Below are 25571 nucleotides of genomic sequence, written 5' to 3' on the forward strand. Positions count from 1 at the left end.
TGCATACGCGCACGCGATAGGGGAACAAATTCTTTTACATAATCCCTATGAAAGTGAAGTTTTCATTAAAAAAAGATTAAAATATAGATCCTATAGTATAACTTAGGGTCTTTTTGTTATCTGGATAGATTATTTTTAATAAATTACCCCCTATTATATATTTATATATAATAAAGAAAATAATAAAAAAGAACTTGCATTGACAAAACTTTTCCTGTATAATAGAGAAGGCTCTATATCGAGCAAGAAGTGGCTGTGAAGTGGGAGGTTGCTGACACACCGAAGAGCGTTGTCATTAACCGTGTGTTAGGTTTTCCCATGGAGCAAGTCTATACGCAGATTATAGGCGAAAGGAGCAATTAAAAATGGCAAAAGAAAAAATTAAAATTCGTTTAAAGTCTTATGATCACAGATTATTAGACCAGTCAGCAAAGAAGATTGTTGACAGTGTTAAGAAGACAGGTTCTGTTGTAAACGGACCAATCCCTCTTCCAACAGAGAAGGAAGTTTTCACAATCTTAAGATCTGTTCATGTTAACAAGGATTCTCGTGAGCAGTTCGAAAGAAGAACTCATAAGAGATTAATCGAAATTGTGGATCCAACTCCACAGACAATTGACGCTTTAATGCACATTGATCTACCTTCTGGTGTAGATATCGTATTAAAGAAGTAATTAAAACAAAAAATCAAAAAATATTAGAAAAGAGGAAAATTTCAAATGGCTAAGGGAATCTTAGGTAGAAAATTGGGCATGACTCAAATTTTCGATGCAGCTGGAAATTTAGTTCCAGTTACCATTGTTGACTGTTCTGAAAATGTAGTATTACAGCAGAAGACAGTTGAAAACGATGGTTATGTTGCTGTCCAGGTTGGTGTTGCAAACAAGAAGGTAAATCTTTCTAACAAGCCTGAACAGGGTCACGTAGCTAAGGCTAACACTGCTCCTAAGCGCTTCATCAGAGAATTCCGTTTCTCCGAAGCACAGGGAAATGATTTGTTATCTTACAACGTAGGCCAAGAAATTAAATGTGATATTTTTGCAGCAGGTGATATCGTAGATGTTACTGGTACTTCCAAGGGTAAGGGATTTGCTGGTACAATCAAGAGATATAACCATGCTAGACTTAGAATGACTCACGGTGTATCTGCTTGTCACCGCGAAGTTGGTTCTTTAGGCGCAATTAAGGGTAACTTAAAAGGTAAGAAGTTACCAGGACATATGGGTTCCGAGACTGTTACATTACAGAACCTTACAATTGCTAAGGTTGATGCTGAAAGAGAGTTAATCTTAATCCGTGGTAATGTTCCAGGTCCTAAGAAGGGATTCGTAGTAATCAAGACAGCTGTAAAGGCTGTTAAGTAATAGGGAAGGAGATTTATTATGCCAACAATCGCAGTATTAAATCAGTCCGGTGAAAAAGTTAAGGATTTAGAATTAAGCGAAGCAGTATTCGGCGTTGAAATCAATAAGCAGGTTGTATACGATGTAGTAAACGCACAGAGAGCTGCTATGAGACAGGGTACTCATGACACTAAGGGCCGTAGCGAAGTTCGCGGCGGTGGTAAGAAGCCTTGGAGACAGAAGGGTACAGGACGTGCTCGTCAGGGATCCACTCGTGCACCACAGTGGGTTGGTGGTGGAACAGTATTTGGTCCTACACCAAGAAGCTATGCTTTCAAGTTAAACAAGAAGGTTAAGCAGTTAGGTATGAAGAATACCTTAACATATTTCGTTAATGAGAATAAGCTAATCGCAGTTGAGAACGTTACATTAGCTGATGCAAAGACTAAGAACTTTGTTAAGTTATTAGCTAACATCAAGGCTGATGGTAAGACAGTTGTAGTTGTAGCTCCAGAAGAGTTCAACGAGACTCAGGTTTTAGCATCTCGTAACATCAATGGTGTATATTTAACACCAGCAAACAATGCATCTGTTTATGAGTTATTATGCTATAAGAACTTAGTATTAACAGAAGCAGCAGTTAAGTATTTCGAGGAGGTATTGAAGTAATATGACTAAGGCATTCGATATTATCCAGGGCCCAATCATTACAGAAAAGTCAATGGCTCTAAAGGAAAACTATAACAAGTACACATTCAAGGTTCTTAAGTCAGCTAATAAGGTTGAAATCAAGAATGCTGTTGAAGAAATTTTTAAGGTAAAGGTTGTATCTGTAGCAACAGTTAACGTATTACCTAAGCATACAAGAGTTGGTCAGCATGAAGGCTTCAAGCCAGCATACAAGAAGGCAATCTGCAAGTTAGCAGAAGGCAACAAGATCGACGCTTTCGAGATTTAATAGGAGGAAATATTAACTATGGCAGTTAGAAAATATAAGCCAACGTCTAATGGTAGACGTAACATGTCAGTGTTAACTTTTGATGAAATCACAACTGACACTCCTGAAAAGTCATTATTAGCTCCTGCAAAGAAGAATGGTGGTCGTAACAACACTGGTAAGATCACAGTTCGTCATCAGGGTGGTGGTGCTAAGAGACAGTACCGTATCATTGACTTCAAGAGAAATAAGGATGGTATTCCAGCAACAGTAAAGTCTATTGAATACGATCCAAACCGTTCTGCAAATATCGCATTATTATTCTATGCAGATGGTGAAAAGAGATATATCTTAGCTCCTAAGGGATTAACAGTAGGAACTGTATTAGTATCTGGTAAGGATGCTGATATCAAGGTTGGTAATGCACTTCCAATCGTAAACATTCCAGTAGGTAGCTTAATTCATAACATCGAGTTACATCCTGGTAAGGGTGGACAGCTAGCAAGATCTGCTGGTGTATCTGCTCAGATCCTAGGTCGTGAAGAAGGTTATGTATTAGTTCGTTTAGGTTCAGGCGAAGTTCGTAAGGTTTTAGCTACTTGTAAGGCTACAATCGGTGAAGTTGGTAATGAATCTCATGAGTTAGTAAGAATTGGTAAGGCTGGTAGAGCTCGTCATATGGGCTTAAGACCAGAGGTTCGTGGTTCTGTTATGAACCCTAATGATCACCCTCATGGAGGTGGTGAAGGTAAGTGTCCAGTAGGTCGTCCTTCTCCAATGACACCTTGGGGCAAGCCAGCATTAGGTTTAAAGACTCGTAAGCACAAGAAAGCTTCTGATAAGCTTATCGTTCGTAGAAGAAATGGTAAATAAGGAGGAACAATATGGCTCGTTCAATTAAAAAAGGCCCATTCGTTGATGGCCACTTAATGAAGAAGGTTGAAGCAGCTCAGGCTGGAGATAAGAAGGTTATTCAGACTTGGTCTCGTAGATCTACAATTTTCCCAGCATTCGTTGGTTTAACTATTGCAGTATATAACGGTCGTGAACATGTTCCGGTATATGTTACTGAGGATATGGTAGGTCATAAGTTAGGCGAATTCGCTCCAACTAGAACTTATCATGGACATGATGCAGACGATAAAAAAGCTAAGAAATAGTATAAAGGAGAAAAATCATAATGGAAGCAAAGGCTATTGCAAATACTGTTAGAATTACTCCTCGTAAGGCTCGTCTTGTTGTTGACCTAATCCGTAATAAGGATGTAGCTGAAGCAAAGGCTATTTTGAAGCTTACAAACAAGATGGCTACAGAAGTAGTTTTAAAGGTATTAGACTCTGCAGTCGCAAATGCAGAGCATAATTATAACATGGATGTTAATAACTTATATGTTAAGACATGCTATGTTACAGATGGTGTAAGAATGAAGAGAATGTTACCTCGTGCTAAGGGCCGTGGTGATGTTATTCAGAAAAGAACCTGCAACGTTACAGTTGTTGTTGCAGAGAAAGAATCTAAGTAGGAGGTATATAACACATGGGTCAGAAAGTAAGTCCATTAGGATTACGTGTTGGTATCAACCGTGATTGGGATGCTGCATGGTATGCAGAAAAGACAAAGGTAGCTGATTTATTACATGAGGATTTAGCAATCCGTAAGTATTTAGAGCAGAAGTATGCAAAGGCTAGCGTTTCACGTGTTATTATCGAACGTGTTAAGGGCAATAACAACAAGGATCGCGTTAAGATTACATTATATACTGCTAAGCCAGGTCAGGTAATCGGTAAGGACGCTGAAACTAAGAACGCTGTAGTAAAAGAATTAGCGTATAAGACAAAGAAGGAAATCATCTTCAACATCGTTGAAGTTAAGGTTCCTGAATTAGATGCAACATTAGTTGCAAAATCAATTGCTGAACAGTTAGAGGCTCGTGCTTCTTTCCGTAGAGTTCAGAAGGTTGCAATCCAAAGAGCCATGAAGCGTGGCGCTAAGGGTGCAAAGACATTAATTTCCGGTCGTTTAGGTGGAGCTGAAATGGCAAGATCTGAAGGCTATAGAGAGGGCCAGGTTCCTCTAGCAACTTTAAGAGCTGATGTTGATTATGCAGTTGCTGAAGCACATACAACTTATGGTAAGTTAGGTATTAAGGTTTGGATTTACAAGGGCGAATTATTCGAAATCCCTTCAAGAGAGGTTGCTGACAACAAGCGTCCTGTTCGTAAGCCAAGACCAGCAAAGAAAGAAACTGCTGAAGGCTCTAAGGGAGGTAAATAATTATGTTAATGCCTAAGAGAGTAAAGTTCCGTCGTCCACATAGAGTTTACTACCATGGACATGCTAAGGGTGGTACTGATTTCGCATTCGGTGAATTCGGATTAGTAGCAACTGAAGGCTGCTGGTTAACTTCTCAGCAGATTGAGGCTGCCAGAGTAGCAATCACTCGTAAGATGAACCGTCAGGGACAGGTATGGATTAAAGTATTCCCACATGTAAGTAAGACTAAGAAGCCTCTAGCAGTACGTATGGGTTCTGGTAAGGGTGCTCCTGAAGTTTGGGTAGCAGTAGCAAAGAAGGATGTTATCTTATTTGAAGTAGCTGGTGTTCCAGAGGATATCGCTCGTGAAGCACTACGTTTAGCTTCTCATAAGTTACCTTGTTCTACTAAGATTATTAAAAGAGTAGGTGAGTAGTCATGAAGGCAAAAGATATTCGTAATTTAACTGAAGATCAGATCAACAAAAAGATCGCTGACTTAAAGGAAGAATTATTCAACTTAAAGTTCCAGGCTGCTCTTGGTAACATTGAAAAGCCTGCTCGTATGAACGAAATCAAGAGAGATATTGCTAGATTAAAGACTGTTTTAACAGAAAAGTCTGCTAGCAAGGCTGAGTAAGGAGGAAGCAACATATGGAGCGTAATGTTCGTAAGTTTTTCACAGGAACAGTAGTTTCTGATAAGATGGAAAAGACAATCGTTGTTTCCGTTGACACATTTGGTGTTCATCCAATCTACAAGAAGAGAGTTAAAAAATCTTCTAAGTTCCATGTACATGATGAAAACAATGTAGCTAAGACTGGCGATGTTGTTAAATTCATGGAGACTAGACCTCTATCTAAGACTAAGAAGTATATCTTAGTTGAAGTAGTTAAGGCTAAGGAAACTATTTAATGAAGGATCAGGAGGTAATATCATGGTTCAGCAGGAAACAAGATTAGCAGTCGCTGATAATAGCGGTGCTCGTGAATTATTAATTATTAAGGTATTAGGTGGTGCATTACACAGATATGCAAACGTTGGTGACATCGTTGTATGTTCTGTTAAGGATGCTGCTCCTAATGGACAGGTAAAGAAGGGTGACGTAGTTAAGGCAGTTATTGTACGTACAAAGGCTGGCTTACACAGAGCTGATGGTTCTTACATTAAGTTTGATGAGAACGCAGCTGTTATCATCCGTGAAGACAAGACTCCAAGAGGTACTCGTATCTTTGGCCCAGTAGCACGTGAGCTACGTGACAAGGATTTCATGAAAATCGTATCCTTGGCGCCAGAAGTACTTTAAGAGGAGGTAAACTTAGTATGCAGATTAAGACTGGAGATACAGTAGTTGTCATTGCTGGTAAAGATAAGTTTACAAAGGACAAAAAAGGAAATCTTACCCCTACAACAGGTAAGGTATTAAGAGTTTACCCAGCTACAAACAAGGTTGTTGTAGAGGGTGTAAACAAGGTTAAGAAGCACAAGAAGCCAACTCAGGCTAATCCTGATGGTGGAATCGTTGAGGAGGAAGCTCCAATCGATGCTTCTAATGTTATGTTATTAAACCCTAAGACTAACAAGGCAGTAAGAGTTGGTATTAAGGTTGTTACAGACAAGAACGGCAAGACTAAGAAGATTAGAGTTGCTAAGGACGAAACTCAGTATGAGTTCGATAAGTAAAATTTAGGGTAAGGAGAAAGAATTATGAATCGTTTACAGGAAAAATACAATACTTCCGTTAGAACAGAGTTAGCAAACAAGTTTGCTTATAAGTCTTCTATGCAGATCCCTAGACTTGAAAAGATCGTTATCAACATGGGTGTAGGTGATGCAGTAGCAAATTCTAAGGTATTAGATGATGCTGTTGAAGAATTAACATTAATTGCAGGTCAGAAGCCAGTTGTTACAAAAGCTAAGAAGTCTATCGCTAACTTCAAGCTTCGTGAAGGTATGCCAATCGGTTGCAAGGTTACATTAAGAGGAGAAAGAATGTATGAGTTCTTTGATAAGTTAGTATCTATTTCTCTTCCACGTGTACGTGACTTCCGTGGTATCAATCCAAATGCATTTGATGGTCGTGGAAATTATACTTTAGGTGTTAAGGAACAGTTAATCTTCCCTGAAATTAATTTCGATAAGGTTAAGAAGGTTCGTGGTATGGATATCGTTATCGTAACTACAGCTGCAACAGATGAAGAAGGTCGTGCTCTATTAACTTTAATGGGTATGCCTTTCAGAAAGTAATAAGGAAGGATAATAAACTATGGCAAAGACATCAATGATTGTTAAGAATCATAGAAAACCAAAATATAGTGCTCGTGAATATACTAGATGTGAGCGTTGTGGTCGTCCACATGCTGTAATCAGTAAGTTCAAGTTATGCCGTATTTGTTTCCGTGAATTAGCATACAAGGGTCAGATTCCAGGCGTTAAAAAGGCTTCCTGGTAATCTGAAAGTTTAATAAGGAGGAATATCAATAATGATGACAGATCCAATTGCAGATATGTTAACTCGTATTAAGAACGCAAATGCTATGCGTCATGAAACAGTTGTAGTTCCAAGTTCCAAGACTAAAAGTGCAATTTTAGATGTACTTAAGGCAGAAGGATTCATTGCTGACTACACAGTTTCAAGCGATGTTAAGAGTAATACAACAATTACATTAAAGTACACTGAGAATAACTCAAGAGTAATCAAGGGTTTAAAGAGAATCTCTAAGCCATCCTTACATGTATACTCTACAGCAGAGGATTTACCAAAGGTATTAAATGGTTTAGGTGTTGCAATCATCTCTACATCTCAGGGTATTATGTCTGATAAACAGGCTCGTAAGCTAAAGATCGGTGGAGAAGTATTAGCTTACGTTTGGTAATATAAAACCAACATACAAAAATTTTTAAGGAGAAAATTAAAATGTCCAGAATAGGAAATAAGGCTATTCCACTTCCTGCAGGCGTTACAGTCAGCGTTGCTGAGGGTAATCTAGTTACCGTAAAGGGCCCTAAGGGAGAGCTTGTTAATAAGTTCAATAGCGCACTAGAAATTGACGTTCAGGCAACAGAAATCGTTGTTAAGCGTCCAAATGATTCAAAAGAAATGAAGACATTCCATGGTACAACTCGTGCATTATTACACAACATGGTTGTCGGTGTATCCGAAGGCTTCAAGAAGACTCTTGAAATCAACGGTGTAGGTTACCGTGCTGCACTTCAGGGCGGTAAGCTAGTTGTATCCGCAGGTTATTCTCATACAGTAGATATGGAAGTTCCTGCAGGATTAAAGGTAGAATTACCAAAGAATACTCAGATTATTATTTCTGGTATTGATAAGCAGTTAGTTGGTCAGTTTGCGGCTGAGATTCGTGAAATCAGAAAGCCTGAACCTTACAAGGGCAAGGGTATTAAGTATGATTACGAGCATATCCGTCGTAAGGAAGGTAAGACTGCTAAGAAGTAGTTGAAAGGAGTACATAACATATGATTAGTAAAGTATCAAAGAACGTTACACGTCAGAAGAGACATTTACGTCTTCGTCAGACACTAAAGGGCACAGCTGCTAAGCCTAGATTAGTTGTATTTAGATCTAACAAGCAGATTTATGCTCAGGTTATTGATGATTTATCTGGTAAGACATTAGTTAGTGCTTCTTCACTAGATAAGGAAATTTCTTTAAATAACGGCTCTAATGTAGAGGCAGCTAAGGCAGTAGGTGAATTAGTTGCAAAGCGTGCATTAGCAGCTAAGATTGAAGCTGTAGTATTTGACCGTGGTGGTTATTTATACCATGGACGTGTTGCAGCATTAGCTGATGCAGCAAGAGCTGCAGGCTTAAAATTCTAAGGAGGTATAGACTTTATGCGTACAGATCGTGATCAGCGTAAGGAAGAAGTTGTTGCTGAACCAGAGTTCGAAGAGCGTGTTGTAACTATCAACCGTGTAACTAAGGTTGTTAAGGGTGGTAGACGTTACCGCTTTGCTGCACTAGTAGTTATTGGTGACAGAAAAGGAAGAGTAGGATTCGGTACAGGTAAGGCTAACGAAGTTCCTGATGCAATTAAGAAGGCAGTTGAATCTGCAAAGAAGAATATGATTACTGTTGCTACAGTAAAGACAACTATTCCTCACGAAGTAACTGGTGTATACGGCGCTGGCCGTGTATTCTTAGCACCTGCTGCTGAAGGTACCGGTGTTATCGCTGGTGGTCCAGTTCGTGCAGTTGTAGAATTAGCTGGTATTTCAGATATTCTTTCAAAATCACTTGGTTCTTCAACACCTATCAATGTTGTAAGAGCTACAGTAGAAGGGTTAAAGAGCTTAGAGACTGTTGAGCAGATCGCTGCAAGACGTGGTTTAACAGTTGAAGAGATCTTAGGTTAATATCATGTATAAGATTACACTAGTAAAGAGTTTAATTGGCAAGAAGCCAAACCAGGTTGCTACTGCAAAGGCATTAGGCTTAACTAAGATTGGCCAGACAGTAACAAAAGAGGAAAATGAAGCTATTAAGGGTATGATCGTTACCATTGCACATATGGTAAAGGTTGTACAGGAATAATAAAGGAGGTACCTAGAAATGTTAAATAATTTAAGTCCAGTTCAGGGTGCTAGACATTATAAGAAGAGATTAGGCCGTGGTATCGGTTCTGGTATCGGTCATACTTCAGGTAAAGGTACTAAGGGTCAGAACGCACGTTCTGGCGGTGGCGTTCGTCCAGGTTTCGAAGGTGGACAGTTACCATTATTCCAGCGTTTACCTAAGAGAGGTTTCCACAACCATAACAAGGTAGAATATGCTGTTGTTAACGTTGAGAAGCTTAACGTATTTGAGGATGGTGCTGTAGTTGATGCAGAAGCATTAGTTAAGGCAGCCCTAATCAAGGATGTAAAAGATGGTGTTAAGGTATTAGGTAATGGCGAATTAACAAAGAAATTAACAGTAAAGGCAAACAAGTTCTCAGAAGCTGCAAAGAAGGCTATCGAAGCTAAGGGCGGCTCTGTTGAAGAGGTAAAGTAATTTGTTTAATAAAGCAAAACTTATCTTAAGCAACCGTGAGGTTGTTCTTAAGATATTAATTACATTTGCTTTGCTGTTGGTGTTTAAGGCTGGAACATATATTCCAATCCCTTTGATTGATACGTCAACCATTACGAATTTAATTTCGGGAAATGATTTCTTAACAGTTTTGAATGCCTTTTCTGGTGGAGGTTTATCACATTTCTCCATTCTAGCATTAGGTATTTCGCCATACATTACTGCATCTATCGTAGTCCAAATGTTACAGATGGTTATCCCAACATTAAAGGACTGGGGTGAGCAGGGAGAAAACGGTAAGGAAAAGCTTAACCGTGTAACAAGATATTTAACAATTGTTATTTCTATGGTTCAAGCTTTACTAATCATTTTCAGTTTAGGTTCTAAACCTGAAAATGTATTAGGAAATTCCTTAATTCAATATAGAGGTGCCTTCTGGGTATTCTATATTTATATGGCAGTTGTAATTACAGCAGGTTCTGCATTTACTATGTGGTTAGCTGATTTAATTACACGTCATGGTATTGGTAATGGTTCATCTATTATCATTGCCGCAGGTATCATTTCATCTATCCCAAGAATGTTTACAACATTAAATGGTAAGTATTTAGGAGATGCCTACTCAGGCTTGAATTTATTCTTATACATTTTAATTATCGTTTTATATGTAGCGATGATTCTAGCAGTTGTATACTTCGAAGGAGCTGTAAGAAAGGTTCCTGTTCAATATGCAAACCGTCAGGCAGGTCAGCAGGGTTCAGATATTCCTATTAAGCTTAATAGTGCATCCGTAATCCCAGTAATCTTTGCATCAACAATTATGTCAATTCCAATGACAATTATTGGTGTATTAGGATTACAGACTGAGACATCTACAGGTGCTTATTGGATTAATCAGATATTCTCAACTTCTGAGCCAATCGGTATTGCAATTTATATTATCTTTATTGTATTCTTCAGCTTCTTCTATAGCTTTATGCAGCTTGATCCTGAAAAGATTGCAGACAACCTTGAAAAACAGGGTGCCTACATTCCTGGTTACCGTCCAGGTGAGGAAACAAAGCATCAGCTATCTAAGATGTTGTTCAGAATTACAGAAATCGGTGCTTTATATCTAGTAGTTTTAGCTATGGTACCAATTATTGTATCAAAAGCATTCCAATTTTCTAGTAGCGAAGCTTCTAGTATTACAGTTGGTGGTACATCCTTAATCATTATTGTCGGTGTTGCTATTGAAACATTCCGTCAGATTGAGACTGCATCCGAGACTAAGGAATACAAAGGCTTCTTAGATTAATCAGGAGGAAACATAATGAAATTATTAATTATGGGTCGCCCAGGTGCTGGTAAAGGCACACAGGCAGCAAATATCAAAGAGTATTATAATATCCCACATATTTCTACAGGAGATATGTTCCGTCAAGCAATGAAGAACGAGACTAAATTAGGTCTTGAGGCTAAGAGCTATATGGAAAAGGGAGCATTAGTACCAGATGAAGTTACAATTGGTATTGTAGAAGAAAGACTTTTAGAGGATGATTGTAAGAACGGATTCCTATTAGATGGATTCCCAAGAACAATCGCTCAGGCTGAAGCATTAGATGCATTCTTAGCTAAGAATGGTGTTAAGCTTGACGCTGTATTAGATGTTAACGTTCCAGCTGAAATTTTAGTAAGACGTATGGTTGGTCGTAGAGTTTGTAAGACTTGCGGTGCAACATTCCATGTTGAATTCAATGCACCAAAGGTTGAAGGAATCTGTGACAACTGTGGTGCTAAGTTAATTCAGCGTCCAGACGATACAGAAGAAACAGCGGTTAATCGTTTAGCAGTATATGATCAAAATACTGCACCATTATTAGATTTCTATGCTAAAAAGAATTTATTAAAGACAGTAAATGGTGACCAGCCATTAGACAAGGTCTTCGAGGATATTAAAGAGGTTTTAGGAAAGTAATCGGAAGATTCTTTCCCTAAAGCTTAAAGCATGTATAGCATGGGAACTAAATGTTTCATTTAGATAATAGTTGAGTTCATGGTATTCCTTATTATAAGGGATATCATGGAGATTCAGCTAAGCTTTAGGACCTACAAAATAAAAGGAGGATCATAATAAATGGCAAAAGAAGATGACGTTATAAAGATGGAAGGCGTTGTACAAGAAGTACTTCCAAACACACAGTTCATTGTTACACTAGACAATGGCCACCAAGTTAAAGCCCACGTTTCTGGTAAAATCCGCATGAACAACATACGCATTTTACCAGGTGATAAGGTAACCATTGAGTTATCAACCTATGATTTAACACGTGGAAGAATTACTTACAGACATAAATAGTATGGAGGATAAAGACTATGAAAGTAAGACCAAGTGTAAAGCCAATTTGCTCTCAGTGCAAAGTTATTAAGCGTAAGGGTCGCGTAATGGTTATTTGTGAAAACCCTAAACATAAACAGAGACAAGGATAAAATAGAAAGTAGGAGGGTGCATTAAAATGGCACGTATTTCAGGAGTAGATATTCCAAATGAAAAAAGAATCGTAATCTCTTTACAGTACATCTATGGTATTGGTGAGACTACATCTAAAAATATTTTAAAGGCTGCGAATGTATCTGAGGACATTCGTACAAAGGATTTAACTGAAGATCAGTTAAGTGCAATCCGTACACAGGTTGCAAAGTATAAGGTTGAGGGTGACCTTCGTAGAGAAGTTGCTCTTAACATTAAGAGATTAATGGAAATTGGTTGCTATAGAGGTATGCGTCACAGAAAGGGATTACCTGTTCGTGGCCAGAGAACTAAGACTAACGCTCGTACTCGTAAGGGACCAAAGCGTACTATCGCTAACCATAAGAAGTAATAAGGAGGAAATGAGATATGGCACAGAAGAAAGTTACTAAGCGTAGAGTAAAAAAGAACGTACCTGTTGGTGTTGCTCACATTCATTCTACATTTAACAATACAATTGTTACCATCACTGACCCTCAGGGAAATGTAATTTCTTGGTCAAGTGCAGGTGCATTAGGATTCAAGGGTAGTCGTAAGTCAACTCCTTTTGCCGCACAGCAGGCAGCTGAGGCTGCAGCAAAGGCTGCAGTAGACCAGGGTGTTGCTAAGGTTGAAGTTACAGTTAAGGGTCCTGGACAGGGCCGTGAAAGTGCAATTCGTTCTTTAGCAGTTGCAGGTCTTGAAATCACAGCAATTACAGACGTAACACCAATCGCTCATAACGGTTGTCGTCCACCAAAGCGTCCTCGTGGATAATATTTTGGTATTGATTTAGCAGTATATTGACAATTGAATATATTTCAAACAAACGAAAAATATAGGAGGACCATTAATGAAAGATTTAAAATTTGAAAAACCAAGAACTAATGTTGAAGAAATCTCTGAACAGGGCCGTTATGGCAAGTTTGTCATTTCCCCACTTGAAAGAGGATTCGGTATCACATTAGGAAACGCATTACGTAGAACATTATTATCTTCTTTACCAGGCGCAGCAATCGTTAATGTTAAGATTGATGGTGCTGAGCATGAGTTCCAGAACGTTGATGGTGTTGTTGAAGATGTTATCACAATTATCTTAAATTTAAAGAGAATTGTTTTAACAGTTGATTCTGAAGATCCTAATTATGAAAAGACAATCGAAATCAACCGTGGTGAAGGTGAAGTAACTGCAGCTGATATCATTCATGACAATGATATTAAGGTAATTAATCCTGATCAGCACATTGCTACTGTTATGGCTGGTGGTGCACTTCATATGTTCTTAACAGTTCGTCGTGGAGTTGGTTTTGTAAGTTCCGTTGCTAACAAAGAATATAGTAGATCTGTTGGCGTTATCGCTATTGACTCTATTTATACTCCTATTGTTAATGTAGCATTCAATGTTGAGAAGACTCGTGTTGAGGGTGTAAATGTTGCATCCTTCGACAAGCTAGAGATTGAGGTTACAACAAATGGCTCAATCACTGCTAAGGAAGCATTAGCTGTAGCATCCAAAATGATGATTGAACACTTAAATGTTGTAGTTGAGCTTTCTGAAAAGGCTACTGAAACTGATTATATGATCGAAACAGAGGATGATAATCAGAGCCGTAAGTTCGATATGACAATCGATGAATTGGATTTAACAGTCCGTTCTTACAACTGCTTAAAGAGAGCAGGTATCAATACTGTTGGTGAATTAACAGAGAAGTCCGAAGAGGATATGATTAAGGTTCGTAACCTTGGTAGAAAGTCCTTAAAGGAAATCAAGGAAAAGCTAGAGACATTAGGCCTAGGCTTTAAGAAAAACTAATTAAAGGAGATATTTATCATGGCATATAGTAGATTACGCCGTAGCTCCGATCAGAGAAAGGCATTACTTCGTGACTTAGTTACTGATTTAATCCTTAATGGAAAGATCGAAACTACATTAGCAAAGGCAAAAGAGCTTAAGAGACTTGCTGACAAGATGGTTACTTTAGGTAAGGCTAACACATTAGCTTCCCGTCGTCAGGCAGCTGAGTTCATCCGTTTCGAAAAGGATGAGGAAGGCAAGTTCGCTATTCAGAAGTTATTCAGCGAGATTGCTCCTAAGTTCGCTAATCGTAATGGTGGTTACACTCGTGTAATCAAGACTGGTTTCCGTCGTGGAGATGCAGCACCATTAGCAATTATCGAGTGGGTTGAATAATCTATAATTTAAACAAATAAGAGGCAGAGGGTTCTGCCTTTTTTTGTTTAAATAAGAGTCTTTATCGTTTATAATATATAAAACGAATGAGGAATATATATGGAAAAGATAATTAATGGTTATAAATCAAATATAAGTGAGCTTAATGAATTATATGAGAAAAGAAATAGTAATCTAAGATTTGATACAGTTTATGTTTATGATAATTCGAAAGAGAATCCCATTTTTGTATTAGAAGGAGAAGAATTATATAGAACATCATTTAACACTGAAATAATAAAAAAAGATAATGGAACAATCGATTTTAATTCTTTAGAGGCAAAGGATGTATTAATCATTTGTTATGATATGAAGAGTCAAACAAGGCAAATGCCAGCTAAGATAAATGTTATGAATGTATATTATTTAGGTGTTAAAACAACTAAGGATTTATCTAAATATAAACCATTTTGGTATGATAACAAGAGATAGAAGGAATCTTCTATCTTTTTTGTATGCATTCCACGAACAAAATTACTCCATTTTCCAAAGAAAACGTATTATTTATGGAATGAGAAATCCTAAGGTGTATTTTCCAAAATCTATGTTATAATAATATCAATAGGGCCATGGCCCCTATAAACTTTTGGGATAACGGAGACTATTTATGAATTTAAGAGATTTTGACAAGGAGTTAGCAGAAGCTATCGACAACGAATTAGTTAGACAGAGAACTAACATTGAGCTAATTGCTTCCGAGAACTTTGTTTCTCGTGCAGTACTTGAAGCACAGGGCTCTATTTTAACTAACAAGTATGCAGAGGGTTACAGTGGTAAAAGATACTATGGTGGATGCGAATATGTAGATGTTGCTGAAACTTTAGCTATTGAACGTGCTAAGGAATTATTCCATGCAGGATTTGCTAATGTACAGCCACATTCAGGTGCATCTGCGAACTTATGCGCATACAATGCGATTTTAATGCCAGGCGATACAATTATGGGTATGTCACTAGATGCAGGTGGACATCTTACTCATGGTTATTCTGTAAATTTCTCTGGTAAGATTTATAAGGCAGTTAATTATGGTTTAACCGATGATGGTTATATTGATTATGATGCTGCAGAAGCATTAGCACTAGATGTATTACCTAACGTTATTGTTGCAGGTGCTTCCGCATATTCTAGAATCATTGATTTCAAGAGATTTAAGGAAATGGCTGATAAGGTAACAGAAAAAGCTGGTAGAAAGTGCTTCTTCATGGTGGATATGGCACACATTGCTGGTTTAGTTGCTGCTGGATTACATCCAAATCCACTTGAATACGCAGATATTGTTACAACAACTACTCATAAGACATTAAGAGGACCTAGAGGTGGTATGATTTTAACTAATGATGAAGCATTAGCCAAGAAAATCAATTCCTCAGTATTCCCAGGTTGCCAGGGTGGCCCACTTATGCATGTTATTGCTGCAAAGGCAGTATGCTTTAAAGAAGCATTACAGCCAGAATTCAAGGAATATGCAGCTCAGGTTATCAAAAACTGTAAGGCTTTAGCTGAAGAATTAAAGAAACTTGGCTATAAGCTTGTTTCAGGTGGTACAGATAATCATTTAGTTTTAGTAGATATTTATGGTTCTGTTGGTGTAACAGGAAAGAAAGCAGAGAATATTTTACATTCTGTAAGTATTACATGTAATAAGAATGCTATTCCTAATGACACACAAAAGCCAACAATTACATCTGGCGTACGTTTAGGTGCTGCAGCTATTACAACAAGAGGCTTCAAGGAAGAAGATATGATCAAGGTTGCACATTGGATTGATGAGGCTTTAAGAAACCAAGAGAACGAAGAAGTTTTAGCTAGAATCAAACAAGAAGTTATTGATATTATGGCTAAGCATCCATATTTAGAATATTAATTAAATTTTATATAAATTTACGATACACAAAGGGGTGTATAGTATGAAAAAGGTATTTATTTTTTCAAATGACAAGACATTCGAAAGAGGAGTTATGGAAATATTGCCTATGTCGGAGTACAACGTTAGTACTCCTACGGTAGAACCACAAAGCTTATATTCCTATATGCTTCAGTTTCATCCGGATGTCATAATAATTCACAATTCCTACATACATGGCTATTATAGATTGTTTGATATGCTATTACAATCAAGACGCTGCTATGTAATATATGGCTCGGCACTTTTAGAGGAAGGTGCCCTATATAACGCCTTATCCTCTTCACGCTTTTTTATGTTGGATGATCGCTTTTTAATGGGAATTCCAATGATAATAAAGATTATGGAGCGTGACACCTTGTTAATAGAAGCATTGTCTTCAGAAAATGATAAGTTAAAAGCGAAGGTTTTAGAAGGTGGCTTAGTAAAAAAAGCTAAGACCTATTTAATGGAAAATGATCATATGAGTGAGGATGAAGCATATAAATACATCCTTAAGCTTTCCATGGATAAGAGAACCTCTAAAGCGGAAATCGCAAAACAAATATTAAACGGGGTGGTTAAATGATCGAAAAGACTAAGGAAATTGCGAACGTTCGTAATCTTACTGTAAGTCTACCAACCATTCGTTATGTTGACCCAGACTATATTTATATGGGTGTAACGAATGCGAGATGCTCAACCGGAGAAATTTGGGTTAAGGTTGGTGACCATGTCAAAGTAGGACAAACGATTGGTATGCGTAAGGGTCCGTTTTTTGATCAACCGATTCAGTCAACCGTTAGCGGTGAGGTTGTCGGAGTCGTTAAAAAGTTTCACCGTAGTGGAAAACTCTTAGACTTCTATAAGATTAAAAATGATAAGAAGGATGAGTTTGTTGAAACAGCTATAGAAAGAACGAAGGAAGAGATTAAAAAGCTAACACGGGAGGACTTTGTCCAAATTACGAAGGACATGGCTCTTGTTGGCTTGGGAGGCTCTTCCTTTCCTACTTATATAAAGTTTCAAACTAAAGATAAAATCGATACTATTTTAATTAATGCAGTAGAATGTGAGCCATACCTTTCTGCAGACCATAGATTAGTTATGGAGTTTCCATATCGTATCTATAATGGTATATCTTATGCTATGCAAGCCTTTGGCGCAAAAAAGGCTTATATATGTATAAAGAAGAAGTATCAGGATTTATATGATTGCTTATCTATTGCGAAGACTAGGTTTCCAGATTTAAATTGTGATATTAAAAGAGTAGGTAATTATTATCCTCAAGGCTGGGAAATTGAACTTATTCATAGTGCACTTGGTATTCGTGTACCTTCTGGTGTTTTACCAGCTAAATTAGGAGTAATGGTATTTAATGTTTCAACAATAGTAGGATTATATAAAGCGATAAGATATAATATTCCAGTTGTAAAAAGGAATTTTACATTAACTGGAGATGGTATTACTGTTCCACAAAATTATAGAGTAAGGCTTGGTACATCCTTACAAGAATTAATCGAGATGAGTGGGGGATATAAGGATGATAGTAATAAGGTATTAATCTTAGGTGGACCTATGATGGGTGCAAACCTAGTAAGAGATGATGCAGTTATTACGAAAACCTGTACATCCTGTATTATTCTAAATGAACATAAATTTAAAGAAGAACCATGTGTTAGATGTGCTTCTTGTGTATATTCTTGTCCTGTTGGATTACAGCCTGTTCAAATTATGCAAGCTGTAAAGAATAAGGATAAGGAAGCATTAGAAAAGAAGTTAAATATTAAAGCCTGTATTTTATGTGGTATGTGTACATATACATGTACTTCAAAAATTCATTTAACAGAGTATTGTCGTAAGGCGAAAAAGATGGTTCAAGGAGGTGGAAAGTAATGAAGCTAGTTCCACAAAGCGCTCCTTATATCAGAAAGAATGTTTCTGTATCTAGAATGATGCTAGATGTATTAGTAGCATTATTTCCTGTTACTCTTTTTGCGATGATACAAAATGGCTGGAACGGAATATATGTTATACTAATTTCCTCTATTACAATGGTATTTTTTGAGCTTTTTATACATATGCTAATCAAATGGCCTAAGGATATGAAAATAAAAGAATTCTTCACAAAAGAAGGATTTAAAAAGGTCAAAGAAACATATACGATTAATAATATTTATGCACCCTTAATTAGTGCAATTATTTATTCCTTAATTTTACCTGCAGGCACTAGAGGATATGTTGTATTTATTGGTGCAGCATTTGGTATTATTATTGGAAAAATGGTATTTGGTGGATTAGGTCAAAACATATTTAATCCTGCAGCAGCAGGAAGAATCTTTGTTTCTATATGCTTTAGTCTATCCTATGATAATGGTGGGGTTGATTTAGTTAGTGGTGCAACTCCACTAGGATTAGTAAAGGGCAATTTATCCAATATAAATTCCTATGGTATTTTAGATTTATTTATTGGTAATGCCCCAGGCGCAATGGGAGAAGTATGTGTATTATTAATCTTAATAGGCGCCTTATATTTATTAATCCGAAGAAGTGCCGATTTTAGAGCAATGTTTGGATATATAATTACATTTACTCTAATTATGCTTATTGTATCTATTACATATTATTTTGGAGTATCTAAGGAAGCATCTATCGGTGAAATGCTATTTTATCAGTTATTCTCTGGTGGTGTTATGTTTGCTGGAGTATTCATGATTACAGACCCAGTAACAAGTCCTACATCAAAATTTGGTAGAGTATTTTATGCCGCCTCTGCAGGCGCCATAACTGTATTAATTAGAATTTGTGGCTCTTACCCTGAAGGTGCAGCATTCTCCATTTTGATTATGAATATGTTTACTCCTGCGATTGATTATTTCATGAGAGGAAAGCCAAATAAATATACATGGAAGGAACTATTAATTTTATTTGGAATGATTCTTGTTATAAGTGGAATATTGATTGCATATATTTTAGTTAAGGTAGGAGGTGCAAGCTAATGAAAAGATACGCTTATGTTTCTTTAGTATTAGGTGCTATTGCCTTAATTTGTGCTTTATTGATTGCTGGATTTTATATGATGACAAATCCATTTGTAAAAATGAATGAAGAAAATAAAGTAAGAGATACCTATACTAAAATATATAGTGAATATTATAGTAGTGAAGATGTAGGATTTATCGAAGACGAAAAAGGCTATATAAAGAAAAAAGATATAGCATATGATAAAGATGGCAATGTATTAGGATATATATACACAACAAGTGGAAAGAATTCCTATGGAGAAGTATCTTTAATGATAGGTATTAAAGATGAAAAAGTAGTTGATGTTGAATTCTTAGTAAATACAGAATCTTTTGCATCTACAGTAAATTCTTATGTAAAATCAAATTATCCATCATCTTCGGATTCTGTCATAATATTAAATCCTTATCAAGGAAATGAAGAAATTTATGTAGATAGCTTATCTATGGATGAATTAGATATGATTGATACAAAATGTGGTGCAACCTTTGGTGCAACCTTAGTTAAATCTATGGTTTTAGCTGCAATTACAGAAGCGAAAGGAGAAATAATATGAAAAAGTTCTCCTATAAAAAAACATTAATCGCTGGCATTATTACAGAAAACCCAGTATTTGTTTCGCTTCTTGGAATGTGTTCTACACTAGCAACTACAAAATCTTTAGAGGCCGCATTTGGTATGGGAATATTAGTTATTTTAGTTTTAATTGGATCAAATGTATTAATATCCTTCTTAAGAAATATCATACCAAGCGAGGCTAAAATTCCATGCTATATCATAATCATTGCAACATTTGTAACCATTGTTAAAATGCTTTGTGAAGCATTTATCCCAGCCCTTTATACAGGTCTTGGAGTATTTATTTCTTTAATAGTTGTTAATTGTATTATTTTAGGTAGAGCAGAAGCATATGCTTCTAAAAATGGTGTTAGAGCATCCTTTGTTGATGCAATTGGTACAGGTTTAGGCTTTACCATGGCAATATGTATTGTTGCGATTATAAGAGAAATATTAGGTACAGGAGCAATTACTATTGGGCAGTATTTTCCACTACCTTCTAAGATAATTATTCAAATAATTCCTTCAAATATTGCAATTTCATTATTTGTAGAACCTGCAGGTGGCTTTTTAACACTAGGTTTAGTTTTAGCATTCTTAGCTTGGAATAAAAATAGAAAAGAAACTAAAAATATTGCAAAAGAAAAAGAAGCAAAGGTAAAAGAAATGAAACTAAAAGAGGAGGTAACAAAATAGTATGAATTATATTATTATGTTTTTACTAGTAATTGTAAATTATGCAATTATAAATAATGTTATCCTATCTCAATTTTATGGTATATGTCCATTCCTAGGAGTATCTAAAAAGCCTACAGCTTCTTTAGGTATGGGTGTTGCAGTTATCTTTGTAATTGTGCTTGCAAGTGCGATTTGCTGGCCAATATATCAGTTACTTGCACTTGCAGGAATACAGTTTATGGATACAATAACTTATATTTTAGTTATCGCATCCTTAGTTCAGCTAATTGAAATGATTATTAAAAAATATTCTCCTTCCTTATATAAAGCCTTAGGAGTATATTTACCGCTTATTACAACAAACTGTGCAGTACTTGGCGTTGTCCAAGGAAATACAGATCAAGGATTAGATTTTGGTTCATCTATGGCAACAGCCTTAGGTACATCACTAGGCTTTGCAATTATTATCTTCATATTTTCTACTATTCGTTATAAATTAGATGCATCGGATTGTCCTAAGGCATTTAAAGGAATTCCAATTGCCTTAATTACTGCAGCATTAATGGCTATGGCATTCTTAGGATTTTCTGGGATGATTAGCTTATAATGAATCCTTATTTAATTTTAGGGCTTGGAATCATAGCCTTGCTTGTTGCTATATTCTTTATCACCTTCTTTTTAAATAAAAAAACTCCTATTCCTAAGGAGTGCGTAAATTTAAGAATAGGTGAAGAAGGATGTAGTGGCTGTAAAAATTATAGCTGCAGTATGAAGGATAAATATAATTTAAAGAAAATAGAAGAAGATATTGAAAAAGATTTAAAGGAGGAGAATTGATGGAATTATTATGGGCAGTATTAATACTCGCAGGTCTTGGTTTAATTTTAGGTCTTGGTCTTGCAGTTGCATCAAAAATCTTCCATGTAGAACAAGATACTAGAATTGAAGATATTACAAAGATTTTACCTAATGCGAATTGTGGTGCTTGTGGTTACCCTGGTTGTCAGGGCTTTGCAGAAGCAATTGTAACTGGTGCTGCAGAAAGCTTAAGCCAATGTAAGCCAGGAGCTAAAGCGGGTAAACCAGAAGAAATAAGAGAATATTTAGATAAAAATCCTAATCCTGATGGTTCAATTAATCCAATTAAGATAAAGTAAGCTTTTGACAGCGAGTAAAAATGGTATATAATTGAATAAAGGGAGTAAGAAAGAAGGGATTTATATGAAAAATAATAAAAAAAGAAATATAGTTGCTTATGTATTTGCTGGATTAACTGTCCCCCTAGGATTTATAACCATTCTCTTTTTAAATGCTCTTCAGCAACTTTTAAATAGCAGTGGTGAACAAACTGCTTCTAATTTTGGTGAAGCTTTAGGTGGTGCCTTAGGTGCAGCATTTGCAGCAGTATTTTTAATTGTTATTATTTTTGCGGCAGGTCTTGGAACATTTGTTTTAGGTGGAATATCAATTTCTATATTAGGTACTTGTATAAAACAAACAGAACAAAAAAGAAAAACAGCAAATATTGTTATTTTGATATGTGTTTCTTTATTACTCGTTGCTGTTATAGTTGGTATCATATTGGTATTATTTGTATTAAATCGTGGATAGTATAGTATAGGAAGCTTATAGGCTTCCTTTTTTATTGTTTAAAAATTCGACAAGTGTTAAAATAATAATGATGGAAAGTAGGTGTCTTTTTATGAAGACAAAGAACAACTTAAAAGCCTGGCTTTATCTACTACCTGCTATTTTATTTTTAGCTTTTTTTACAGTTTATCCTCTGATTGATATTTTTGTTTATTCCTTTGAGGAAAACTATCAATTTACTAAAGAAGCTACAGGAATAGGTTTTGGTAATTATGGCTTTGTACTTAACGATGAGAAATTTTTATCAGCAGTAAAAAATACGATTCTATTAGTAATTATTACTGTACCATTATCTACACTTATTGCCTTATTAATCTCTGTTGGATTAAATGCAATAAAGCCATTAAGAAAAGTATTAGAAACAATATTTTTCTTGCCATATGTTACAAATACATTGGCTGTAGGTATGGTATTTATGCTATTGTTTAATAAGGATTCCCAAGAAAATGTAGGTTTGGTGAATTCTATATTAGGATTATTTGGTATAAATGCTATAGATTGGGTTGGACCTACATCTAGTTATATAGCAAAGCTATTTGTATTATGCTTTTACACTATTTGGTATGTAATGCCATTTAAGATTTTAGTACTTACTGGAGCTATTGCTTCTGTAAGAAAGATATATTATCAAGCTGCAGCAGTAGATGGTGCATCAAGGTTTACAGTATTTAGAAAAATCACTGTACCTCAAATATCTCCTATGATATCTTATTTGATTATTACAGGCTTTATTGGAGCTTTTAAATCTTATAGTGATGCAGTTGCATTATTTGGAGAAAACTTAGATGATGCTGGAATGAATACTATTGTTGGATATGTTTATGGACAGCTATATTCTAATTCTGGAGGATATCCATCTAGAGCTTCTGCAGCCGCAATTATTTTATTCTTTATTATTTTGGCGATTACGTGCATTAATCTACTAGTAAGTAGAAAGCACGTATATTATTAGGAGGCGTTCATATGGTATCTTCTAATAAATTAGACGAAAAGAAAATGAAGAAATCGATAAGAGCGTTTAAAACTCTTAGAATCATATTAAAGGTTGTTGTTTATACATTCTTAATATTATGGGCTATTGTTGTATTATTCCCATTCTATTTTATGGTAATTACATCTTTTAAGGATTTTGCTACTTATGCATATACATCTACAGAGATATATATTACCTACCCAACATTCGATAATTATATTAGTGCCTGGGTTGATGTAGATATGATTGGTTATTTAATGAATACCTTAGTATTTGCGCTTGTTACAACCTCTATAATGCTTGTTGTATCTATTCTTGCAGCATTCGCCTTTGCAAGATTAGAGTTTAGAGGAAAGAATTTAGTATTCACATTATTCTTAGCTATGATGATGATTCCAAATGAGCTTGTAATCATTACAAACTTTGTTACAATTACAAATTCAGGATTAACAAATTCTTATACCGGCTTAATATTACCATCTGTATTATCTGTATTTTATATTTATTTATTAAGACAAAACTTTATGCAGGTTCCAGATTCCTTATATTATGCAGCTAAGGTAGATGGACTATCTGATATGAATTACTTAATTAAGGTTTTGATTCCATTATCTAAGCCAACAATTATTACAATTATTATTTTAAAATTAATTGAATGCTGGAATTCTTATGTATGGCCAAGATTAATTACTTCCGAAGTAGAAGGTCAAAAGAGCTATTTCTTAGTAAGTAATGCAATTGAAGCTATGAGAAATTCAGGCTTTGGTAAATCTAATATGCCAGCTATGATGTCTGCGGTTGTTATTGTTTCTATACCATTATTGTTATTATTTGCAATATTTAGAAACCAAATAATGAGTGGCGTTGTAAGAACAGGTACGAAGGGATAGTGATATTATGAGAAAAGTGTTACTAGCTCTTTTAGGGGTATTATCTATTGTAGGCATAACTAGCTGTCATCATGTAACAAAACATAATGAATTTCATGTGCCTGAAGAATTTGATATGAATAAAAACTATACAATTTCTTTCTGGGCTAAAAATGATTCGGATCAAAGACAAATTGACGTTTACAAAAAAGCAATTTCTGATTTTAATACTTATTATCCTAATATAACTGTTGAACTTAGAAATTTTACATCTTATCCAGATATTTATAGAGAGGTATTGGTTAATCTAAATACAAATACTGCACCTAATGTTTGCATTTCTTATCCGGATAATGTAGCAACATATTTAGAAAGTCCTAATTCAGTTATCCCATTAGATAATTTATTGACTGATGCAAAATATGGTCTTCAAGGCAGTTGTGTAAAATACAAAACAATTGGTGATGATGGTATTGTAAAAACCTTTTTAGATGAAGGAATTTTATATGATAATTATTATACAATTCCATTTATGAGATCCACAGAAGCTCTATATATTAATAAAACATATGTAGAAAGATTGGGCTATACAATTCCAGATATCCCAACTTGGGATTGGCTTTTTGAGGTATGTCAAAAAGGCGTAGAAGAGAGAAAAGAGGGGAAAACAAGTATTACTTCTTTAGTAGACCCTAGTAAGGATTTTAAAGGAATGGTTTATAAATCAAGTGATAATTGGTTTATTCAATATGTATTTCAAGCAAATATGCCTTATACTAATTCATCTGGTGAAGTATTCATATTTAACGATAAAACAACATCCTTTTTATTGGATTTAAAATCAAAATGTAAAAAGGATTATTATGAATCGTTTGCAGTAAGTTCTCATTATCCAGGGGATTTGATTAATGTTTGGGATGCAATCTTTGGTATTGATTCTACGGCAGGTGCTACATGGATTGGTTATGATTCCTTACAAGGTACATCATCCTTAGGCTATGAAGAATTTGAACTTGAATTAAGAATTATACCACAGTTGGATATAAATAATCCAAAGATGATTTCTCAAGGACCGTCTATTTGTATTTTTAATAAAGACGATGAAGAAGAGGTGTTAGCCTCTTGGTTGTTTGCACAATTTTTATTAACTGATGATGTTCAAATGGCTTATCAAAAGACGGAAGGATATTTACCTGTTACAAATTCATTATTAAATTCAAAAGAATTTAAGGAATATTTGAATGGTACAGAAATATATTCTGGAGCTAAAAAGGCTAAAGAATTATTATTAAATAATTTAGATAATACTTTTATTACACCTGTGTTTAATGGTTCAGCAAATGTAAGAAGTGCAGCAGGATATTTAATTAATTCTGTATCGACAAAAACAGATTCTTTTAGCACAAAAGAAGGAATAGATAAACTATACGCGAGATGTAAAACAAATTATTTGGATACATCAAGCAAAATGTCTTTAGGTGGAATATTAATTATTACAGGTATTTCTTTAGCCTGGGTTGGTATTGGAGTATATGTAATATTACAAAAAGTATTAAAAAATAAGAAACAGATGAAAAAATCATAAAACACATAATTATTTGACTATTTTTTTATTGGGAACTATAATTTAATTAGCAAAACAGGAGGACAA

Annotated in this window: 43 protein-coding genes; all 43 read left to right on the forward strand. The window is 35.5% G+C overall.

The features are described from left to right. Window positions 1–365: 365 nt before the first annotated feature. The 43 genes from rpsJ to EI71_RS02510 all read left to right on the forward strand — a co-directional run bounded on the left by rpsJ (window position 366) and on the right by EI71_RS02510 (window position 25505). A complete protein-coding gene (rpsJ, locus tag EI71_RS02300) occupies window positions 366–674 on the forward strand; it encodes a 30S ribosomal protein S10 (RefSeq protein WP_119015635.1) in 309 nt (102 codons plus the stop codon). 45 nt (window positions 675–719) lie between these two features. Next, window positions 720–1364 carry a 50S ribosomal protein L3 gene (gene rplC, locus EI71_RS02305; protein WP_119015636.1) on the forward strand — a complete coding sequence of 215 codons (645 nt, stop codon included), beginning with the start codon at window positions 720–722 and terminating at the stop codon, window positions 1362–1364. Between the two features lie 18 nt (window positions 1365–1382). Beyond that, the gene (rplD, locus tag EI71_RS02310; RefSeq protein ID WP_119015637.1) at window positions 1383–2012 is read left to right on the forward strand and encodes a 50S ribosomal protein L4; all 630 of its coding nucleotides are present in this window, start codon (window positions 1383–1385) and stop codon (window positions 2010–2012) included. A 1-nt stretch (window position 2013) separates the two neighbouring features. After that, window positions 2014–2301, forward strand: a complete 288-nt coding sequence (gene rplW / locus EI71_RS02315) for a 50S ribosomal protein L23 (protein WP_119015638.1) — start codon at window positions 2014–2016, stop codon at window positions 2299–2301. Between the two features lie 18 nt (window positions 2302–2319). Continuing rightward, the gene (gene rplB / locus EI71_RS02320; protein ID WP_119015639.1) at window positions 2320–3153 is read left to right on the forward strand and encodes a 50S ribosomal protein L2; all 834 of its coding nucleotides are present in this window, start codon (window positions 2320–2322) and stop codon (window positions 3151–3153) included. An 11-nt stretch (window positions 3154–3164) separates the two neighbouring features. Then, on the forward strand, window positions 3165–3440 hold the full coding sequence (rpsS, locus tag EI71_RS02325; RefSeq protein ID WP_119015640.1) for a 30S ribosomal protein S19: 276 nt from the start codon (window positions 3165–3167) through the stop codon (window positions 3438–3440). 20 nt (window positions 3441–3460) lie between these two features. Then, a complete protein-coding gene (gene rplV, locus EI71_RS02330; protein WP_119015641.1) occupies window positions 3461–3802 on the forward strand; it encodes a 50S ribosomal protein L22 in 342 nt (113 codons plus the stop codon). 14 nt (window positions 3803–3816) lie between these two features. Next, the gene (gene rpsC, locus EI71_RS02335) at window positions 3817–4554 is read left to right on the forward strand and encodes a 30S ribosomal protein S3 (RefSeq protein WP_119015642.1); all 738 of its coding nucleotides are present in this window, start codon (window positions 3817–3819) and stop codon (window positions 4552–4554) included. A gap of 2 nt (window positions 4555–4556) precedes the next feature. Continuing rightward, entirely contained in the window at window positions 4557–4970 is a 414-nt protein-coding gene (gene rplP, locus EI71_RS02340) for a 50S ribosomal protein L16 (RefSeq protein WP_119015643.1), read from the forward strand. A gap of 2 nt (window positions 4971–4972) precedes the next feature. After that, window positions 4973–5173 (forward strand): 50S ribosomal protein L29, encoded by a 201-nt coding sequence (gene rpmC, locus EI71_RS02345; protein WP_119015644.1) that lies wholly within the window; start codon window positions 4973–4975, stop codon window positions 5171–5173. Window positions 5174–5187: 14 nt separating this feature from the next. Then, window positions 5188–5448, forward strand: a complete 261-nt coding sequence (gene rpsQ, locus EI71_RS02350; protein ID WP_119015645.1) for a 30S ribosomal protein S17 — start codon at window positions 5188–5190, stop codon at window positions 5446–5448. A 22-nt stretch (window positions 5449–5470) separates the two neighbouring features. After that, on the forward strand, window positions 5471–5839 hold the full coding sequence (gene rplN, locus EI71_RS02355) for a 50S ribosomal protein L14 (RefSeq protein ID WP_119015646.1): 369 nt from the start codon (window positions 5471–5473) through the stop codon (window positions 5837–5839). A 17-nt stretch (window positions 5840–5856) separates the two neighbouring features. Beyond that, on the forward strand, window positions 5857–6216 hold the full coding sequence (gene rplX / locus EI71_RS02360) for a 50S ribosomal protein L24 (RefSeq protein ID WP_119015647.1): 360 nt from the start codon (window positions 5857–5859) through the stop codon (window positions 6214–6216). Between the two features lie 24 nt (window positions 6217–6240). Beyond that, window positions 6241–6780 (forward strand): 50S ribosomal protein L5, encoded by a 540-nt coding sequence (gene rplE / locus EI71_RS02365; protein ID WP_119015648.1) that lies wholly within the window; start codon window positions 6241–6243, stop codon window positions 6778–6780. Between the two features lie 19 nt (window positions 6781–6799). Continuing rightward, on the forward strand, window positions 6800–6985 hold the full coding sequence (locus tag EI71_RS02370) for a type Z 30S ribosomal protein S14 (RefSeq protein WP_119015649.1): 186 nt from the start codon (window positions 6800–6802) through the stop codon (window positions 6983–6985). Between the two features lie 28 nt (window positions 6986–7013). Next, window positions 7014–7409 (forward strand): 30S ribosomal protein S8, encoded by a 396-nt coding sequence (rpsH, locus tag EI71_RS02375; protein WP_119015650.1) that lies wholly within the window; start codon window positions 7014–7016, stop codon window positions 7407–7409. Window positions 7410–7450: 41 nt separating this feature from the next. Next, window positions 7451–7993 (forward strand): 50S ribosomal protein L6, encoded by a 543-nt coding sequence (gene rplF / locus EI71_RS02380; RefSeq protein WP_119015651.1) that lies wholly within the window; start codon window positions 7451–7453, stop codon window positions 7991–7993. 20 nt (window positions 7994–8013) lie between these two features. Then, entirely contained in the window at window positions 8014–8376 is a 363-nt protein-coding gene (rplR, locus tag EI71_RS02385; RefSeq protein WP_119015652.1) for a 50S ribosomal protein L18, read from the forward strand. Between the two features lie 15 nt (window positions 8377–8391). Beyond that, entirely contained in the window at window positions 8392–8913 is a 522-nt protein-coding gene (gene rpsE / locus EI71_RS02390; protein WP_119015653.1) for a 30S ribosomal protein S5, read from the forward strand. Between the two features lie 4 nt (window positions 8914–8917). Further along, window positions 8918–9091 (forward strand): 50S ribosomal protein L30, encoded by a 174-nt coding sequence (gene rpmD / locus EI71_RS02395; RefSeq protein WP_119015654.1) that lies wholly within the window; start codon window positions 8918–8920, stop codon window positions 9089–9091. Between the two features lie 18 nt (window positions 9092–9109). Next, complete coding sequence (gene rplO / locus EI71_RS02400; RefSeq protein WP_119015655.1) at window positions 9110–9550, forward strand: 50S ribosomal protein L15; 441 nt, start codon at window positions 9110–9112, stop codon at window positions 9548–9550. Between the two features lies 1 nt (window position 9551). Continuing rightward, entirely contained in the window at window positions 9552–10865 is a 1314-nt protein-coding gene (gene secY, locus EI71_RS02405; protein WP_119015656.1) for a preprotein translocase subunit SecY, read from the forward strand. Window positions 10866–10880: 15 nt separating this feature from the next. After that, the gene (locus tag EI71_RS02410) at window positions 10881–11525 is read left to right on the forward strand and encodes an adenylate kinase (protein WP_119015657.1); all 645 of its coding nucleotides are present in this window, start codon (window positions 10881–10883) and stop codon (window positions 11523–11525) included. 159 nt (window positions 11526–11684) lie between these two features. Next, entirely contained in the window at window positions 11685–11906 is a 222-nt protein-coding gene (gene infA, locus EI71_RS02415; RefSeq protein WP_119015658.1) for a translation initiation factor IF-1, read from the forward strand. A 17-nt stretch (window positions 11907–11923) separates the two neighbouring features. After that, a complete protein-coding gene (gene rpmJ, locus EI71_RS02420) occupies window positions 11924–12037 on the forward strand; it encodes a 50S ribosomal protein L36 (protein ID WP_119015659.1) in 114 nt (37 codons plus the stop codon). A 26-nt stretch (window positions 12038–12063) separates the two neighbouring features. Next, entirely contained in the window at window positions 12064–12429 is a 366-nt protein-coding gene (gene rpsM / locus EI71_RS02425; protein WP_119015660.1) for a 30S ribosomal protein S13, read from the forward strand. 17 nt (window positions 12430–12446) lie between these two features. Then, window positions 12447–12833, forward strand: a complete 387-nt coding sequence (rpsK, locus tag EI71_RS02430; protein ID WP_119015661.1) for a 30S ribosomal protein S11 — start codon at window positions 12447–12449, stop codon at window positions 12831–12833. 76 nt (window positions 12834–12909) lie between these two features. Further along, entirely contained in the window at window positions 12910–13869 is a 960-nt protein-coding gene (locus EI71_RS02435) for a DNA-directed RNA polymerase subunit alpha (RefSeq protein WP_119015662.1), read from the forward strand. An 18-nt stretch (window positions 13870–13887) separates the two neighbouring features. Continuing rightward, on the forward strand, window positions 13888–14247 hold the full coding sequence (gene rplQ / locus EI71_RS02440) for a 50S ribosomal protein L17 (protein ID WP_119015663.1): 360 nt from the start codon (window positions 13888–13890) through the stop codon (window positions 14245–14247). A gap of 99 nt (window positions 14248–14346) precedes the next feature. Next, window positions 14347–14718: a hypothetical protein gene (locus tag EI71_RS02445; protein ID WP_119015664.1), complete on the forward strand. Its 372-nt coding sequence runs from the start codon at window positions 14347–14349 to the stop codon at window positions 14716–14718. 175 nt (window positions 14719–14893) lie between these two features. Then, window positions 14894–16150: a serine hydroxymethyltransferase gene (gene glyA / locus EI71_RS02450; RefSeq protein WP_119015665.1), complete on the forward strand. Its 1257-nt coding sequence runs from the start codon at window positions 14894–14896 to the stop codon at window positions 16148–16150. Window positions 16151–16193: 43 nt separating this feature from the next. Then, the gene (locus EI71_RS02455; RefSeq protein ID WP_162849695.1) at window positions 16194–16757 is read left to right on the forward strand and encodes an ANTAR domain-containing response regulator; all 564 of its coding nucleotides are present in this window, start codon (window positions 16194–16196) and stop codon (window positions 16755–16757) included. Continuing rightward, on the forward strand, window positions 16754–18064 hold the full coding sequence (locus tag EI71_RS02460) for an RnfABCDGE type electron transport complex subunit C (RefSeq protein WP_119015667.1): 1311 nt from the start codon (window positions 16754–16756) through the stop codon (window positions 18062–18064). Before EI71_RS02455 ends, EI71_RS02460 begins: the two co-directional genes overlap by 4 nt. Next, on the forward strand, window positions 18064–19167 hold the full coding sequence (locus EI71_RS02465; protein ID WP_119015668.1) for an RnfABCDGE type electron transport complex subunit D: 1104 nt from the start codon (window positions 18064–18066) through the stop codon (window positions 19165–19167). The genes EI71_RS02460 and EI71_RS02465 overlap by 1 nt, the downstream gene beginning before the upstream one ends. Further along, complete coding sequence (locus EI71_RS02470; RefSeq protein ID WP_162849696.1) at window positions 19167–19748, forward strand: hypothetical protein; 582 nt, start codon at window positions 19167–19169, stop codon at window positions 19746–19748. Before EI71_RS02465 ends, EI71_RS02470 begins: the two co-directional genes overlap by 1 nt. Next, window positions 19745–20446 (forward strand): electron transport complex subunit RsxE, encoded by a 702-nt coding sequence (gene rsxE, locus EI71_RS02475; RefSeq protein WP_119015670.1) that lies wholly within the window; start codon window positions 19745–19747, stop codon window positions 20444–20446. Before EI71_RS02470 ends, rsxE begins: the two co-directional genes overlap by 4 nt. A gap of 1 nt (window position 20447) precedes the next feature. After that, window positions 20448–21035, forward strand: a complete 588-nt coding sequence (locus tag EI71_RS02480; RefSeq protein WP_119015671.1) for an electron transport complex protein RnfA — start codon at window positions 20448–20450, stop codon at window positions 21033–21035. After that, window positions 21035–21265: a hypothetical protein gene (locus EI71_RS02485; RefSeq protein WP_162849683.1), complete on the forward strand. Its 231-nt coding sequence runs from the start codon at window positions 21035–21037 to the stop codon at window positions 21263–21265. The genes EI71_RS02480 and EI71_RS02485 overlap by 1 nt, the downstream gene beginning before the upstream one ends. Further along, window positions 21265–21585, forward strand: coding sequence for an RnfABCDGE type electron transport complex subunit B (locus EI71_RS02490; RefSeq protein ID WP_119015673.1), 321 nt, complete (start codon window positions 21265–21267; stop codon window positions 21583–21585). Before EI71_RS02485 ends, EI71_RS02490 begins: the two co-directional genes overlap by 1 nt. 64 nt (window positions 21586–21649) lie before the next feature. Next, window positions 21650–22039 (forward strand): hypothetical protein, encoded by a 390-nt coding sequence (locus EI71_RS02495; protein ID WP_119015674.1) that lies wholly within the window; start codon window positions 21650–21652, stop codon window positions 22037–22039. Window positions 22040–22130: 91 nt separating this feature from the next. Beyond that, window positions 22131–23030, forward strand: coding sequence for a carbohydrate ABC transporter permease (locus tag EI71_RS02500; protein ID WP_119015675.1), 900 nt, complete (start codon window positions 22131–22133; stop codon window positions 23028–23030). Between the two features lie 11 nt (window positions 23031–23041). Continuing rightward, window positions 23042–23941, forward strand: coding sequence for a carbohydrate ABC transporter permease (locus tag EI71_RS02505; protein WP_211321011.1), 900 nt, complete (start codon window positions 23042–23044; stop codon window positions 23939–23941). Window positions 23942–23948: 7 nt separating this feature from the next. Next, window positions 23949–25505 (forward strand): extracellular solute-binding protein, encoded by a 1557-nt coding sequence (locus EI71_RS02510; protein WP_119015676.1) that lies wholly within the window; start codon window positions 23949–23951, stop codon window positions 25503–25505. Window positions 25506–25571 lie beyond the last annotated feature (66 nt).

The sequence above is a fragment of the Anaeroplasma bactoclasticum genome (genome assembly GCF_003550015.1).
GTDB lineage: Bacteria > Bacillota_I > Bacilli_A > Acholeplasmatales > Anaeroplasmataceae > Anaeroplasma > Anaeroplasma bactoclasticum.

What these genes read in the sequence shown, in the direction of transcription:
- rpsJ (WP_119015635.1), top strand. Translation starts at nt 366, where the DNA reads ATGGCAAAAGAAAAAATTAAAATTCGTTTAAAGTCTTATGATCACAGA.
- rplC (WP_119015636.1), top strand. Translation starts at nt 720, where the DNA reads ATGGCTAAGGGAATCTTAGGTAGAAAATTGGGCATGACTCAAATTTTC.
- rplD (WP_119015637.1), top strand. Translation starts at nt 1,383, where the DNA reads ATGCCAACAATCGCAGTATTAAATCAGTCCGGTGAAAAAGTTAAGGAT.
- rplW (WP_119015638.1), top strand. Translation starts at nt 2,014, where the DNA reads ATGACTAAGGCATTCGATATTATCCAGGGCCCAATCATTACAGAAAAG.
- rplB (WP_119015639.1), top strand. Translation starts at nt 2,320, where the DNA reads ATGGCAGTTAGAAAATATAAGCCAACGTCTAATGGTAGACGTAACATG.
- rpsS (WP_119015640.1), top strand. Translation starts at nt 3,165, where the DNA reads ATGGCTCGTTCAATTAAAAAAGGCCCATTCGTTGATGGCCACTTAATG.
- rplV (WP_119015641.1), top strand. Translation starts at nt 3,461, where the DNA reads ATGGAAGCAAAGGCTATTGCAAATACTGTTAGAATTACTCCTCGTAAG.
- rpsC (WP_119015642.1), top strand. Translation starts at nt 3,817, where the DNA reads ATGGGTCAGAAAGTAAGTCCATTAGGATTACGTGTTGGTATCAACCGT.
- rplP (WP_119015643.1), top strand. Translation starts at nt 4,557, where the DNA reads ATGTTAATGCCTAAGAGAGTAAAGTTCCGTCGTCCACATAGAGTTTAC.
- rpmC (WP_119015644.1), top strand. Translation starts at nt 4,973, where the DNA reads ATGAAGGCAAAAGATATTCGTAATTTAACTGAAGATCAGATCAACAAA.
- rpsQ (WP_119015645.1), top strand. Translation starts at nt 5,188, where the DNA reads ATGGAGCGTAATGTTCGTAAGTTTTTCACAGGAACAGTAGTTTCTGAT.
- rplN (WP_119015646.1), top strand. Translation starts at nt 5,471, where the DNA reads ATGGTTCAGCAGGAAACAAGATTAGCAGTCGCTGATAATAGCGGTGCT.
- rplX (WP_119015647.1), top strand. Translation starts at nt 5,857, where the DNA reads ATGCAGATTAAGACTGGAGATACAGTAGTTGTCATTGCTGGTAAAGAT.
- rplE (WP_119015648.1), top strand. Translation starts at nt 6,241, where the DNA reads ATGAATCGTTTACAGGAAAAATACAATACTTCCGTTAGAACAGAGTTA.
- EI71_RS02370 (WP_119015649.1), top strand. Translation starts at nt 6,800, where the DNA reads ATGGCAAAGACATCAATGATTGTTAAGAATCATAGAAAACCAAAATAT.
- rplF (WP_119015651.1), top strand. Translation starts at nt 7,451, where the DNA reads ATGTCCAGAATAGGAAATAAGGCTATTCCACTTCCTGCAGGCGTTACA.
- rplR (WP_119015652.1), top strand. Translation starts at nt 8,014, where the DNA reads ATGATTAGTAAAGTATCAAAGAACGTTACACGTCAGAAGAGACATTTA.
- rpsE (WP_119015653.1), top strand. Translation starts at nt 8,392, where the DNA reads ATGCGTACAGATCGTGATCAGCGTAAGGAAGAAGTTGTTGCTGAACCA.
- rpmD (WP_119015654.1), top strand. Translation starts at nt 8,918, where the DNA reads ATGTATAAGATTACACTAGTAAAGAGTTTAATTGGCAAGAAGCCAAAC.
- rplO (WP_119015655.1), top strand. Translation starts at nt 9,110, where the DNA reads ATGTTAAATAATTTAAGTCCAGTTCAGGGTGCTAGACATTATAAGAAG.
- EI71_RS02410 (WP_119015657.1), top strand. Translation starts at nt 10,881, where the DNA reads ATGAAATTATTAATTATGGGTCGCCCAGGTGCTGGTAAAGGCACACAG.
- infA (WP_119015658.1), top strand. Translation starts at nt 11,685, where the DNA reads ATGGCAAAAGAAGATGACGTTATAAAGATGGAAGGCGTTGTACAAGAA.
- rpmJ (WP_119015659.1), top strand. Translation starts at nt 11,924, where the DNA reads ATGAAAGTAAGACCAAGTGTAAAGCCAATTTGCTCTCAGTGCAAAGTT.
- rpsM (WP_119015660.1), top strand. Translation starts at nt 12,064, where the DNA reads ATGGCACGTATTTCAGGAGTAGATATTCCAAATGAAAAAAGAATCGTA.
- rpsK (WP_119015661.1), top strand. Translation starts at nt 12,447, where the DNA reads ATGGCACAGAAGAAAGTTACTAAGCGTAGAGTAAAAAAGAACGTACCT.
- EI71_RS02435 (WP_119015662.1), top strand. Translation starts at nt 12,910, where the DNA reads ATGAAAGATTTAAAATTTGAAAAACCAAGAACTAATGTTGAAGAAATC.
- rplQ (WP_119015663.1), top strand. Translation starts at nt 13,888, where the DNA reads ATGGCATATAGTAGATTACGCCGTAGCTCCGATCAGAGAAAGGCATTA.
- EI71_RS02445 (WP_119015664.1), top strand. Translation starts at nt 14,347, where the DNA reads ATGGAAAAGATAATTAATGGTTATAAATCAAATATAAGTGAGCTTAAT.
- glyA (WP_119015665.1), top strand. Translation starts at nt 14,894, where the DNA reads ATGAATTTAAGAGATTTTGACAAGGAGTTAGCAGAAGCTATCGACAAC.
- EI71_RS02455 (WP_162849695.1), top strand. Translation starts at nt 16,194, where the DNA reads ATGAAAAAGGTATTTATTTTTTCAAATGACAAGACATTCGAAAGAGGA.
- EI71_RS02460 (WP_119015667.1), top strand. Translation starts at nt 16,754, where the DNA reads ATGATCGAAAAGACTAAGGAAATTGCGAACGTTCGTAATCTTACTGTA.
- EI71_RS02465 (WP_119015668.1), top strand. Translation starts at nt 18,064, where the DNA reads ATGAAGCTAGTTCCACAAAGCGCTCCTTATATCAGAAAGAATGTTTCT.
- EI71_RS02470 (WP_162849696.1), top strand. Translation starts at nt 19,167, where the DNA reads ATGAAAAGATACGCTTATGTTTCTTTAGTATTAGGTGCTATTGCCTTA.
- rsxE (WP_119015670.1), top strand. Translation starts at nt 19,745, where the DNA reads ATGAAAAAGTTCTCCTATAAAAAAACATTAATCGCTGGCATTATTACA.
- EI71_RS02480 (WP_119015671.1), top strand. Translation starts at nt 20,448, where the DNA reads ATGAATTATATTATTATGTTTTTACTAGTAATTGTAAATTATGCAATT.
- EI71_RS02485 (WP_162849683.1), top strand. Translation starts at nt 21,035, where the DNA reads ATGAATCCTTATTTAATTTTAGGGCTTGGAATCATAGCCTTGCTTGTT.
- EI71_RS02490 (WP_119015673.1), top strand. Translation starts at nt 21,265, where the DNA reads ATGGAATTATTATGGGCAGTATTAATACTCGCAGGTCTTGGTTTAATT.
- EI71_RS02495 (WP_119015674.1), top strand. Translation starts at nt 21,650, where the DNA reads ATGAAAAATAATAAAAAAAGAAATATAGTTGCTTATGTATTTGCTGGA.
- EI71_RS02500 (WP_119015675.1), top strand. Translation starts at nt 22,131, where the DNA reads ATGAAGACAAAGAACAACTTAAAAGCCTGGCTTTATCTACTACCTGCT.
- EI71_RS02505 (WP_211321011.1), top strand. Translation starts at nt 23,042, where the DNA reads ATGGTATCTTCTAATAAATTAGACGAAAAGAAAATGAAGAAATCGATA.
- EI71_RS02510 (WP_119015676.1), top strand. Translation starts at nt 23,949, where the DNA reads ATGAGAAAAGTGTTACTAGCTCTTTTAGGGGTATTATCTATTGTAGGC.